The 12,187-nt window shown below is 54.2% G+C and carries 13 protein-coding genes and 1 riboswitch; of the genes, 2 read left to right on the top strand and 11 right to left on the bottom strand.

Features of this window, described 5'->3' with window-relative positions:
• Window positions 1-12: 12 nt before the first annotated feature.
• The gene (locus J2Z70_RS19535) at window positions 13-1,110 is read right to left on the bottom strand and encodes a CgeB family protein (RefSeq protein WP_425355120.1); all 1,098 of its coding nucleotides are present in this window, start codon (window positions 1,108-1,110) and stop codon (window positions 13-15) included.
• A 253-nt stretch (window positions 1,111-1,363) separates the two neighbouring features.
• On the opposite strand from J2Z70_RS19535, the gene J2Z70_RS19530 reads away from it, so the two are divergent.
• Entirely contained in the window at window positions 1,364-2,140 is a 777-nt protein-coding gene (locus J2Z70_RS19530; protein WP_209876006.1) for an AAA family ATPase, read from the top strand.
• Between the two features lie 154 nt (window positions 2,141-2,294).
• Here the strand turns inward: J2Z70_RS19530 and J2Z70_RS19525 are convergent, their stop codons facing one another.
• The 9 genes from J2Z70_RS19525 to J2Z70_RS19485 form a co-directional block, all read right to left on the bottom strand.
• Window positions 2,295-2,468 (bottom strand): aspartyl-phosphate phosphatase Spo0E family protein, encoded by a 174-nt coding sequence (locus J2Z70_RS19525; protein WP_076082320.1) that lies wholly within the window; start codon window positions 2,466-2,468, stop codon window positions 2,295-2,297.
• A 116-nt stretch (window positions 2,469-2,584) separates the two neighbouring features.
• Complete coding sequence (gene wsfD, locus J2Z70_RS19520; protein ID WP_209876004.1) at window positions 2,585-3,997, bottom strand: glycan biosynthesis hexose transferase WsfD; 1,413 nt, start codon at window positions 3,995-3,997, stop codon at window positions 2,585-2,587.
• Between the two features lie 9 nt (window positions 3,998-4,006).
• Window positions 4,007-5,905: an LTA synthase family protein gene (locus J2Z70_RS19515; RefSeq protein ID WP_209876002.1), complete on the bottom strand. Its 1,899-nt coding sequence runs from the start codon at window positions 5,903-5,905 to the stop codon at window positions 4,007-4,009.
• Window positions 5,906-6,215: 310 nt separating this feature from the next.
• Window positions 6,216-7,553: a 5'-deoxyadenosine deaminase gene (locus J2Z70_RS19510; protein ID WP_209876000.1), complete on the bottom strand. Its 1,338-nt coding sequence runs from the start codon at window positions 7,551-7,553 to the stop codon at window positions 6,216-6,218.
• A 61-nt stretch (window positions 7,554-7,614) separates the two neighbouring features.
• Window positions 7,615-7,713: riboswitch (purine riboswitch) on the bottom strand.
• A gap of 156 nt (window positions 7,714-7,869) precedes the next feature.
• A complete protein-coding gene (locus J2Z70_RS19505; protein ID WP_245368362.1) occupies window positions 7,870-8,397 on the bottom strand; it encodes a GNAT family N-acetyltransferase in 528 nt (175 codons plus the stop codon).
• A 189-nt stretch (window positions 8,398-8,586) separates the two neighbouring features.
• Complete coding sequence (locus J2Z70_RS19500; protein WP_209875998.1) at window positions 8,587-8,976, bottom strand: FliH/SctL family protein; 390 nt, start codon at window positions 8,974-8,976, stop codon at window positions 8,587-8,589.
• Window positions 8,977-8,995: 19 nt separating this feature from the next.
• Entirely contained in the window at window positions 8,996-9,283 is a 288-nt protein-coding gene (locus J2Z70_RS19495) for a hypothetical protein (protein ID WP_036701531.1), read from the bottom strand.
• Window positions 9,280-9,615, bottom strand: a complete 336-nt coding sequence (locus tag J2Z70_RS19490) for an alpha-helical endospore appendage domain-containing protein (RefSeq protein ID WP_036727122.1) — start codon at window positions 9,613-9,615, stop codon at window positions 9,280-9,282. Before J2Z70_RS19490 ends, J2Z70_RS19495 begins: the two co-directional genes overlap by 4 nt.
• Window positions 9,616-9,648: 33 nt before the next feature.
• On the bottom strand, window positions 9,649-9,942 hold the full coding sequence (locus tag J2Z70_RS19485; RefSeq protein ID WP_081751236.1) for a nucleoside-diphosphate sugar epimerase: 294 nt from the start codon (window positions 9,940-9,942) through the stop codon (window positions 9,649-9,651).
• A gap of 272 nt (window positions 9,943-10,214) precedes the next feature.
• Here J2Z70_RS19485 and J2Z70_RS19480 point away from each other — a divergent pair, with 272 nt between their 5' ends.
• Window positions 10,215-10,739 (top strand): GNAT family N-acetyltransferase, encoded by a 525-nt coding sequence (locus J2Z70_RS19480; RefSeq protein WP_209875996.1) that lies wholly within the window; start codon window positions 10,215-10,217, stop codon window positions 10,737-10,739.
• Window positions 10,740-11,426: 687 nt separating this feature from the next.
• Here the strand turns inward: J2Z70_RS19480 and J2Z70_RS19475 are convergent.
• Complete coding sequence (locus J2Z70_RS19475) at window positions 11,427-12,158, bottom strand: sugar phosphate nucleotidyltransferase (RefSeq protein ID WP_036727118.1); 732 nt, start codon at window positions 12,156-12,158, stop codon at window positions 11,427-11,429.
• Window positions 12,159-12,187 lie beyond the last annotated feature (29 nt).

Raw genomic sequence — 12,187 nt, 5'->3', positions numbered from 1 at the left:
CCATAATGAAATTCACCCTCTTGAAGTAAGAACACCCAGTAAATGAGGCAGACGCGAAGTAAAGGTATGCCGGCGCAGCGTGGTCTGCAGTCCCCGCAGCGCATACTGCCGGCGCTCCTTGTCGTGCTTCAGGTAATAATCAATTTTGCGCTTCAGCTCATCGGCAGAAGCGAAGGTCTCCAGATCCCGGCCCGGCTTGTAGTGGATATCCAGATCCTGCCGGATATCGGTCAGCTGCATCGTCCCGCAGGCGCTGATCTCATAGGTCCGGGGATTAATGGAGAGGGACGGAAGCTGGAACGTATTCCGGTTGTCCATCCCTCCCTCCCAGGGCCGGTGGATATTAATGACCAGCTTCGCGCCGCTGTAATAATTGGCGGTCTCCTCCGGCGGGATGAAGCCCTCTCGGATGTACGGAGACAGCTCCTCGAAGTGGGCCAGCCGCTCCCAGAATCCGCCGGCGATGAGCACCTTCTTTCCCCGCAGGAAGGGGACCAGTTCATCGAACAGCTCCGTACGGTTGCGGAAGGCGTTGCCGATGAACACGACATCATAGTGATATTGCGGTCCGGTGTGGCGCGGGTAGAACATCTGGGGGTTGACGCACAGCGGAAGGTAGTGCACAGACGCCGTCCCCAGCGAACGGTAGAATTCCACACAGCCCAGTTCATGCGTGAACACATAATCGTAATGCCGGCAGATGACGGATGTATCCTCGGTGAAATAAGGATCATCCACAAACCAGATCGCCGCCGGGATACCCAGCTGTCTTATTTCCATAATTTGTTCCAGATGATTCTCCGGAAATACATGCAGCCCGTTCATCACCAGCACCGCCTCAGGCAATTCGCGCGATGCCACCTCCAGCATAGTTTCCGGAGGACAGATGATCAGCTCGCTTACCAGCAGCCGCAGCGCTTCTGCGACTCCCGCATCGATCGCCTGAAACCCCTGGGGAACATACATCAGTTTTAACGGCTGACATTCCCCCACTTCAAGGGTATTCAGGCGCTTCACGGCTTCGCACAGGCCGAGATGGTACCCTTGCAGATAGCCATCCCGGTAATCCTGTGGAAGCCCGCCTCTCTTTTTTGTTTTCACGGCCTTCACCCTGCCCCGTTATATTCTCAAGACAGTAGTACTATATGCGGAGTCAGCATCCGCCTCATGGACATCTGTCTGTATCACACCGAAATTGGCATATGCCCCCGGTCTTTCGCCCGCTTGGCCCGAACCTCTACAGAATCCGTCCACTCTTGTCCATGAGTGCATGCTCTGTACTCCGATGCTTGTTCAGGTACTTTGCGGGGACAACGGGAATCATCTACAATTAGGGAAACACCTACTGAGGAGGCACTAAGATATGAGTTCCATCTATGGCCCTATGCTGTATCTGCGCCATGTCGAGCTGCTGCGCGATGCAGTCCCTTCCTTTGGAAGCTATCCTTTTAATCTGCCGGTGGTACGCACCCTGGACCGGCTTGCTTTTCAGAAGCAGGTCACTTTTCTGGTAGGAGAGAACGGTAGCGGGAAGTCTACCTTGTTAGAGGGCATTGCTGCTGCCTGGGGGTTCAATCCGGAAGGGGGGACGCTGAATTTCTCGTTTAATACCCGCGCCTCGCATTCCAGTCTCTACGAATATTTGCGGATTGCCAAAGGGGTGAAGCGGCCGAAGGACGGCTTTTTCCTGCGTGCGGAGAGCTACTACAATGTGGCTTCTTATATCGATGAGCTGGATGAGGAGCCGGGCGCGGGGAACCGGATTAAAGACTCCTATGGAGGAAGCTCGCTGCATGAGCAGTCGCATGGAGAATCCTTCTTCTCCACATTCGTTCACCGCTTTGGCGGACAGGGCATCTATATTCTGGACGAGCCCGAAGCCGCTTTGTCTCCCCTGCGGCAGATGTCACTGCTGGCGCGGATGCATGAGCTGGCTGCGCAGAATTCCCAGTTCATCATCGCCACCCACTCCCCCATTCTGATGTCCTATCCGGGTGCAGAGATTCTTCTGCTGAAGGGAGAGAGTATCACGCCTGTTGCGCTGGAAGACACGGATCATTACACAGTCACCCGCGCCTTCATGACCAACCGGGAGAAGATGCTCCGCGAGCTGCTGGGCGATGAGCCTGATCCCTTATAAGCAGAAACGGCTCGGCCGTCCTGTTAAGAACGGCATTCGTTTCAGCGAGAACGTTAGGATTGAAACATATAAACGCTTAAATTTTAAAAAAAGACACTCCGCGGCGTTAACCGTCAAAGTGTCTCTTGTATTTGCATAGCTGCTCTGTATTTCTCTAATAAAGCTGATCATCTTTCTCCGTATTACAATCACTGTATTCATTCAGGAGCGCATCCAGCTTCACCGATTGGCGGAGTACCCGGACATCCTGCATCCCGTACTCCAAGGCCAGTTTGTTCAGTTCCTGTCTTGCCTGTTCAATCTTGTCCTTGTATTCGTCATTCCCCATAGCGGCCCCCTTATAGGATGAGGCTGTATCAAGCCATTTCCACTCTTTTACTAAAGTTCCAAACACATTGTATTCTATAATCCGCTAGGGGTCAATTAAGGGTTTGACATGATAAGTTATTTCAGCAGCTTCGTCAGCTTATGCAGCGTCCAGCCCAGCATCGCTACCGCCATCATATCGAAGCAGACATTGAACAGGAACAGATGCTTGCCGATATCCGCGCGCCCGTCACCGAGAATCGGAACCAGGAACGAGAACAGGCCGATCAGTCCCAGCAGCATCATCAATTCTCCGGCAATCCGCCCCGCCATCTCCTTCGTACGGAAGTATTGGTAGAACACTCCGGCGTAATACACCAGATAGAAAATAACCAGGAATCCGAGGGAATGGGGCAGATGCTTGTTCTTGAGCTCGCTCCACCCGCTGTACATTCCTGCTACCGCGCCCGCAGGCTTGCCTTCGCTTTTCTCATAGCTTCCGAGATAGTAGGGACGGATGGACATGCTGTTAGCAGCCGCATACTTCATATTCTCTATTAACCGGCCGGGATGCTTCATATAAAAGAAAAGCACATCCTTATGCGAGACACGGTCATAGAAATCCGGACCCAGCGATGGATCATCCTGCTTGATCGCCGTATCCCCCTGGAAATAATTCGTCCCCGCCAGTACCTCGAGGCGCTCCGGCAGTCCCAGGTCGCGCAGATCGCCGCGCACATCCGGAGATTCGTTCAGTATGCCGAAGAACACCGTCTGATACAGGTTGATATGCTTAAGCTCCTTCGGCGCCGCCACATACATAATCACCGATACCAGCGCCGTAGCTACCGCAAGACTTAGCGCCAGCTTGCGCCAGCTGCCTGTTCCATTCAGCGTCCGCAGGCGCAGGAAGATCAGCGCGAAGGCGAGGCCGACCGGGGCATTCTGGATTTTGGAGCAGATCAGGAACAGCACAGCAATGAAGAACAGCGTAAGTCCTTTGGAGGACGGCTGCTCCTGCCCGGTAAGCCTCAGACCCAGCGCGAACGTAAGCAGCATGAAGACCATCGACACGGGTTCGCCGAACAGAGAGTTGAAATAAGCCAGATAGCCGATATCGTAGAACACAAACAGCATTCCCGCACCCAGCAGCAGGCCCGTGGCATAGGAGCTCTTCGCACCCAGCTTGACGATCATCCACGTGGCAGCCAGCAGCAGCACTGCATATACCACTGCCAGAAGACGGATATCGAAGTAGCTGCCGTGAAATAAGCCCGCAAGCAGCCTTGGCACCAGCACCAGCAAAATTTGCGAGGACGGGTAGAAGCCCTTGAACAGATCATCATAAGCAAACTTAGAATGACTGTAGCTGAAGAAGCGGTCGGCATAGTCCTCCCCGGCATCAAAATAATTCAGTCCGACCGTATTCATCATCCGCAAAAAATCGCCGTTATCGGCAACGCCTGTGAAGGGCCGCACGAACAACAGATAGAGGATCAGCACAGCGCCGGCCAGCGAGATGAGGTATTCGGGTTTCCATAGTCTTTTCATAACATTCTCCTAACGCTGCGGAAGCAGCTTCACATATTCGTCAGATAAGCCCATCAGCTTCAGGATATAGTCGTAATCGCTCTGATAGGCACTGAAATCCTTCACCGGCTCATGCGTATCCAGCGAGACCGCCTCACCGTCCGAGAAGCTCTTACCGGGCACAAACAATACTTCATCATTGAAAAATGAGCCTGTCGGCAAATAATAGCGCATGCCCACCACATTACGGTCCACATTCAGCAAATCATGCCCGAACGCCGTGAACCCTTCGTCCTTCAGCGATACCCCGAGCAGATTGGCTACCGTCGGCAGCACATCCAGCTGTCCGCCGGTCCGCTCCACAACCTGTCCCTGCTTCATACCGGGCACGTGGATCAGGAGCGGAATGTTGAACCGGCTGATCCGGTCATCATACTTGATGCCCAGCGCGTCCTCCACCTGCTCCGCCGGGACGTCCTTCGGCTGCAGGCCGAAATGGTCACCGTACAGCACCAGCACGGTATCCTCCCACATCCCCTGCTGCTTCAATCCGTCAATCAGTGTGCCTATCGCATAATCCGTATAGTTCACCGCGCTCAGATAATCGCCCAGCATCGTGCCCTGGAGCTTGTCCGGCACCTGAATGCGGCGGAAGCTGTCCGGCACCTTGAACGGATGATGGCTGGAGGCCGTCACCAGCTGGGCGTAGAAAGGCGTACCCTTCTGATGCAGCACCGCCAGCTTCTCCACGGCAGTAGCATAGAGCTGCTCATCGGAAGCTCCGAACGAATTGAAATGGTCATTCTTGAAGGAACCTTTGTCATAGTAGCCGTTGAAGCCAAGCGCCGGATACAGCTCATTCCGGTTCCAGAAGCCGACCTTATTCACATGGAACGTGTACGCCTCATACCCCTTATCCCGCAAAAGCCGCGGCAGTCCCGGCAGCTCCCGGTCCCCGAAGCCTGTGGACATGGCCAGCGAAGCGATCGGATAAATCGAGGTGTTGCTTATGAATTCCGCATCCGAGGTATTGCCCGGACCTACCTGCTGATACACATGCGGGAAATAGAAGCCCTCTCCGGCCAGACCATTCAGCACCGGGGTCAGCTCCTGACCCTCCAGTGACTGATGCAGCGGGAAATTCTGGAACGCCTCCAGTTGGATGATGATGACGTTTTTCCCTTTTTGCGATCCGAAATGCTCTGGCAGTCCGCCTGTCACAGCCTTGTATGGATAAGTAGCCTCCAGTGACTTCACCTTGGCTATCGTCTCCTGAATATCACCGGTCCCGATGAGGCCGTTATCCTCCCGGGCCTTGATCGCTGCCACCACTTCATAATTCAGGAATCCGGCCGTCTCCGCCTGAACCAGCTCATTGGTAATTCCCCGGGCCGAATGAATCGAATACGCCGACAGCGAGCCGCCCCCTATGATTGCCACCAGCAGCAGCACCAGATAGATGCTCCGGGATCTGCGTGCAGGCTGGCTGCCCCGCTGCCAGCGCATAGGGCCTCTTTTCCATCTGCGGAAGAGCGAATAAATTATCACTATCAGCAGATCGGCAAAAAACAGATAATCGACCCACTCAATCGTAGATTCCACACTCTCTTTTACCTGAAAGACCTGGTTCAGCTCATAGAGCGCCAGATAGGTAGGCACCGAGCCGAAGTGATTGAAGTACACACTGGCCGCGAAGAGCAGCAGCGACAATAAGCCATTGAAGGTCCAGAAGACCCCTTTTCTCATCCGCCGAGGCGTAATTACAGCCAGCACACCCAGCAGCAGGAGCACCGGCGCCAGATCCGCAGCGATCCACTCCCAGGCAATCCGGTCAAAGAACAGCCCTCTCAGCAGCAGCAGTTTCAGCCACAGCAGTCCCGCCACGATATAGAAATGCGCCTGCGCAGACGCAGGTTTGCCCTCTCTCATTGCCATCCCCTCTTACTCTCTTCATTAATAGTGGTTTAAAATTAATTCCTTATTTCTGTAAAAAGCTCACGTTGCTCTAGTATAGCAATACTTGTAAAGGGAATCAAAAGAGGGCCACCCTATTAAACAACTGAGCGGGAGAAAAGGTTCATTATGGTTATTATCCTTACTAGGACAAAAAAAAGCAGAGGCGCGAAGTCCCCTGCAAGGATACAGTTTGAATCTGAGATGCTTCTGGTCCAGGCTGCAATCATGCCTCCGGTCACTATAGTCAGTTTGTCCGGAACAACTGGCGTGGAGCCCCTACCGCTCAGGATAGCCGCGCGCTGCCCAGTAATCTTTTAATCGAAAGGTTCGCTTCATGGAGCACGACTTCCTTGTCGATGGTCTTCAGCAGCCCTGTGTGCATAAGAATCTCACCGTCAACCATCGTTGTCTCCACATCGGCACGGGTGGCCGAGTAGACAATCCGCGAGATCGGGTCCACATCATAGGAGGGGAAGGTATGGAAATTATAGAGGTTAAGGATAGCCAGATCTGCCTTCTTGCCGACCTCGATGCTGCCGATCTGATCCTCCATCCCGACCGCCTTCGCCCCCCCGATGGTCGCCATCCGAAAGACGCTCCGGGCATCCATCGTAGTCGGGCCATGCGCGGGCTTTTGGATGACTGCTGCCAGACGCATCTCGTTGAACATATCCAGGTTATTGTTGCAGGGCGCGCCGTCTGCACCCAGGCTGAGGTGAATATGGTCATGTAACATACCAGGCGTATCAGCAATGCCGGAGGCCAGCTTGAGGTTCGAGCCCGGACAGTGGCTGACATGAACACCGCGGTCCCGCAGAATCCGCTTTTCCTGCTCATCCAGCCAGACACAGTGAGCCAGAATCAGACGTTCGTTAGCCAGCCCCAGGTGATCCAGATAGACGACATTGCGCATACCGGTCATCGCCTGCACAAGCTCGATCTCGCCGAGATTCTCGGAAGCATGGGTATGCACCTTCACCCCGTAACGGGCCGAAAGGCTCTGCACCTCCCGCAGCAGCGGCTCCGTACAAGATATGACAAACCTCGGGGAAAAAGCATACTGAATCCGGCCATTCGCATATCCGTTCCATTTCTCCAGCAGATCCACACTCTCCTGCAGCGAAGCCGCCGTCTCCTCCTGCAGGGCCGCCGGTGCATCGGGGTTCTTCCGGTCCATCATGACCTTCCCTGACAACGCGCGGATACCGCTCTTCGCAATCGCCTGGAAGGCATAATCCGTATGATGTACCGTCTCCATATCCACGATGGTCGTTGTGCCGCTGGTGATTAATTCCCCAATGCCGAGCATGGCAGAATAGTACAGTGACTCCTCGTCATGCGCCGCCTCCAGCGGCCAGATCCGCTTGCGCAGCCAGTCCATCAGCTCCAGATCATCCCCTTTGCCGCGGAACAGCGTCTGGCACAGATGAATATGCGTCTGGATAAAGCCGGGGATAACCGTCCGGTTCTTAGCGTCTATGACAAGTTCATCCCCATTCCCTTCAAGGCCGGTGCCAATCTCCACAATCAGATCGCCCTTGATACGGATATCGCCATATATAATGTCCTCCTGCTTGTTCATCGTAATAATCTCCGCATGCTTGATCAGGATATTCGCCATTGTCTTCTCCCCCTAGTCTTGTTGATATCCGGCTGCCTGTAACACAAAAAGGCCACAAAAATATGCCTCAGCATATTTTCGTAGCCAGAAATTTACGGTTCCCGGTAGAGACCCTTAAACCAATTATTAAGGATATACGAAAAGGACTATTCAATTACTTATGAATAATCCCATCATAATTCAAAGACAACTTTCATGTCAATAAGAGTTATTAAATCTAACATTATTATTCGATAAAGTGAGTTTAGGACATGAATTAACATTTCCAGAATAGAAATCCAGACTTCAATGTAATGTTAACTCACTTGAGCGGAAATTATCTCTCCATATTCTCTGGCAGCACCTTCTCAAACACCGGAAAAGCAGCGGTACGGCCGGGAAAACAAATTTCGCCTCTCTGCGAGTACCCGAGCGAAGGATACAGCTTAAGCACCCTGTCATTCTTCGCATATGTATCAAGCCGGATGCTTCTATACCCGCTGCTGCGGGCGAATTCCTCGGCAAAGGCGATCAGCCGCCGGGCAATCCCTCTGCCCTGAATCTCGGGATGTACCGCGAGCCGGTGCATGATCAGATGCGGCCCCTGCTGCTGTTCCCATTCAATGCCTGCATATTGCTCCGCCTGGTTCTCATCCAGCACAAGAATCCCGGCAATCGCCTCATGCTCCAGGCAGACAAATAAGGTGCCCTTACCGATATCTTCACTAATGACTTCCCGGTTAGGGTACCCTTCATCCCATTGATCGCTTCCGCCTGCCTGCATAACTTGTACACATTCGGCAATCAGATTCATGATCTCCTGGATTTCCTCACTCCGCGCTCTTCGTATCTCATTACCCATCATGTGTGTTCCCCGCTTTCCTGCCTGAATAGTGTTCCCGGTAAAGATTCTGTTAAGAAGTCTACCATATCCGGCCGGAAATTCCGAGAGCCCGCCTTATCCCAAAGTTCCCCATGTGCTATAGGGGCGGCGCAATATGCGCCAGCCCCTATATAACCGCAGCCCTGGTCCGCTGCTGTTCCTGCGGCTCTGTCAGCCAAGCTCCAGCTTATGCCCGTCCTCGAAGCCCTTGGCGAAACCGGCGTCGAACCCCACGTTGTATGCTTCGGTGTAGCCCTGCTGATAGGCGTCTCCCGGCGGCAGTTCCGGCGGGACGCCCAGCTCCGGGGGGAGCGGAATCACCTGCGGCACCAATGGTGTTTCGATTACCGGTATGACCTGCACAGCGCGCACCCTGCGTAACCGGCGGCGTAGCCTTCTTTTTTTGCGCAGCTGCAGGGATTTCTTCCCCGGCTTACCGGGCAGACCCTTGCGCGATTTGCGTCCGGGACCTTTGCGTATCCGTGTCTTCCGCGACAGCAGCGGTCTGCGTCTCTTGCCCTTGCCCGTGGAACCAAGCTTGCCCAGTCTCTTTCTCTTCATCATCTACGCCTCCTGTACTTCATCTACTTCTGGCGGTCCCCTCTGAGCAGACCTTGCTCAGCCAGGGGGCTGCAGGCACTCCTTCTTTGGGCTCATGCAGCGAAATACCGGATATCATCCGGCACATCGAACTCTGGTACCCGCTAAGAATCCTGATATTGTCGCTCAGCTTGCGGGCTGTCAGCTCCGATTGCCCCGTCACTTCAGCAATACTCTCGAGGATGGCTGCAAGCGCTGCCTGGCTGCGGGCGATCGAGCGGATCATCTCCAGCTTGACGGCGTGTTCGGAGAGCAGCCCGCCGCTCATTTGCTGTCGTCCCCGAAGCTGAAGCCCTCGCCATCCCCGCCGAAATCGCCGCCCTCGTCTTCCCCGCTGCCCAGCACCGCCTTCAGATTGCTGTACAGCCCGTTCTCCAGCTTCGTCAGCCCCTCTACCATTTCCACGATTACCTCGTGAATAGAGATGGATTCCTTCAACTGGTCTTCGTGGGAGTCGAACGCTCTAGCGTGGATATGATGATGGGTCCACTGCTTCACTTTTTCCGCTTCCACCGCTTTGGCCTCGAGAATCATCGCGATGTTCCACTGGATGGCAGCGGTCGACTCCAGCATTTGCAGATATGCCTTTTCTCTGCTCATCCTCCGCCTCCTTGCTCAGGTTACACGTTACCCTTACTCTTCTTCCTGACCGTTTAATTCCTTGATGACCCTGCCTACTCCCTCAGCCATCGCCTCTTCAAGATCAGCAAGTGCATTGAGATAAGCAATGATATTTTTGTTGACTTGGCCTGAGCTTTCCACCAGCCCACTGAATCCGCCGAAATCAGGGTCCGCATCCGGCAGATCGTGAACTATTTGCGACATACGGACGGCTACGTGGCGTTCGGCGTCGAGAATCCGTGCCATTTGTTCGTGCGTATGGGCCATGTGCTGCAGGACTTTTGTAATTTTACTCTGCACCTTCATGTCTCCTTTGCTCAAACGCCCTGCTACAGCATATGCGGCATCCGCCTTGACGGTGCCGGAGAAGCGCCGCAAGTTGGGCTGGGACATGCCGCAAGATGACCATTAATTTCAACGTTCGAATCCCCGTGTCCGCTTCCGCTTCAAGGTACGGAGAAGGCTGCAAGCTGGAGCATATTGACAAGGAACAGGATGGCAGACTATGCTTGGCTGAAAATACTTCCTAATGGTGTATGTCCGCATCTATGTACCCGGATTAGAACTGGAGGCAATCTATGAAACTTACAGGTGAACACCTGGACCTATCTCCTCTGAGCGCATCCGAGCTGGCGTTAGCCTTAGCGGATTACGCCGGGCTGGAGCAGGCGCTGGGCCTGAACGTGACGGCAACCGCAACCCTGATGGATGATGAAGAGATGCGCTATGCGATGCGGGTCAGGCATGCGAAGGTACTACAGGATGAAGAGAATTACTGCTGGCTGACCATGTGGGCCATCATCCACCGGGAGCAGCGGCAGCTCATCGGCTTCCTGATTCTCAAAGGCCGCCCGAACGAGCAAGGGGAGGTCATCGTTGGTTATGTCCTGGACGAGAGATACCGGGGCCAGGGCTATGCCACAGAAGCGCTGCGGCAGATCACCGCCTGGATCTTCAGCCATCCCGGCGCACGCTGGGTCATTGCAGATACCGAGAAGGACAACCTCGCCTCCCACCGTGTCCTGCAGCACCTGGGTGCAGAGCTGTACCGCGAGACCGAGGATTTGTTCTGGTGGAGAATCGCTCCGCCAGCCAGTGACTGATGGTGATGAGGTGGTGGCTGTCAAGCTGGGGGCTGCATGCTAAGGGCGATATGCCGGGGCTCATGCTGAGGCGATAAGCTGCGGACTATGGGCGATAAGTTGAAGGCTGCATGCTGGAGACTATAAACCCAGGGCTGTATGCTACGGGGGTTAAGTAAAAGGCTGCAAGCTGAAACGGCTGCACTGCACGCCGGGGGAGTTAGAACCGACTTTCGACCCCTGCGCCCGCTTTCGGCGGATTCAGGGGCATTTGTGCTCTTCATTTTAGCCCAGCGCCGACTTTTTGCCCGATTCAGGGGCATTTATGCTCTTCATTTCTGCCGAACGCCGACTTTTACCCGATTCAGGGGCATTTATGCTCTTCATTTCTGTCGAACGCCGACTTTTACCCGATTCAGGGGCATTTATGCTCTTCATTTTAGCCCAGCACCGACTTTTGGTGAATTCAGAGGGATTTATCCCTCTCCTTCCAGCCGCCAGCCCACTTCCGGCGAATTCTATGGGATTTGTCCCTTTAGTTACCTTTTACCACTCAAGTTTCCTTCAATCCTCTTCCTCTTCCTCTTCCTCTTCCTCTTCCTCTTCCTATGTAGACCAACTAATTACTCTTCCCTCTCCCTCTCACCCGCTCTCCCCCCTTCCACCGCGTTCAATAATCGCCCTCACCTACCAAAAAAACGCCGCCCCTCAGGGCAGCGTATCTCTCAGCTTATCTCCGGCTTCGCGCAGAGACTGGAAGGTTCCCGCGTCACTCCACCAGCCTTGCAGCACATCATAGCTTAGCTTGCGCTCTACAGCATACAGGTTGTTCACATCGGTAATCTCCAGCTCGCCCCTTCTGGAAGGCGAAATCCGACGGATGATATCGAATACTGCTTCATCGTACATATATATGCCTGTGACACAGAATTTCGTCTTCGGCTGCTCCGGCTTCTCTTCAATGTAAGCTATCAGGGAGGCATCGGCGCTGTCAAACACCGGAACCCCGTATCTGCGCGCATCCTCCACAGGCTTCAGGAGCACCTTCGCGGTCCCCGCCGGCTGCTGCAGATAACTCTTCACGTAAGGCTCCAGACTATCCTTGAACAGATTATCCCCCAGCAGCACGACAAACCGTTCCCCCGGCAGGATGAATCCTTCCGCCAGCTCCAGCGCTTCCGCGATGCCGCCTGCCGCCTCCTGGATTTTGTAAGTCAGGGATACGCCAAATTCAGCGCCGCTGCCCAAAAAGTCAGTGTACTGTCCTGCGGACTGTTTGCTGATGACCAGGAGAATATCGGTGATCCCCCCCTGGCGCAGCCGCTCAATCCCGTAGCACACCATAGGGTATTTGCCGACCGGAAGCAAATGTTTGTTCATCAGCCGGGTGAGCGGGTATAGCCTTGTTCCTGTTCCGCCTGCCAGTATGACTCCTTTCACTTACGTTCCTCCTCTTTCTCTACGTCTTT

Origin of the sequence: Paenibacillus silagei (assembly GCF_017874735.1) — a bacterium.
Taxonomy (GTDB): domain Bacteria; phylum Bacillota; class Bacilli; order Paenibacillales; family Paenibacillaceae; genus Paenibacillus_AQ; species Paenibacillus_AQ silagei.
Note: the sequence above shows the minus strand (reverse complement) of the source record. Positions and strands in the feature narration are given on the sequence as shown.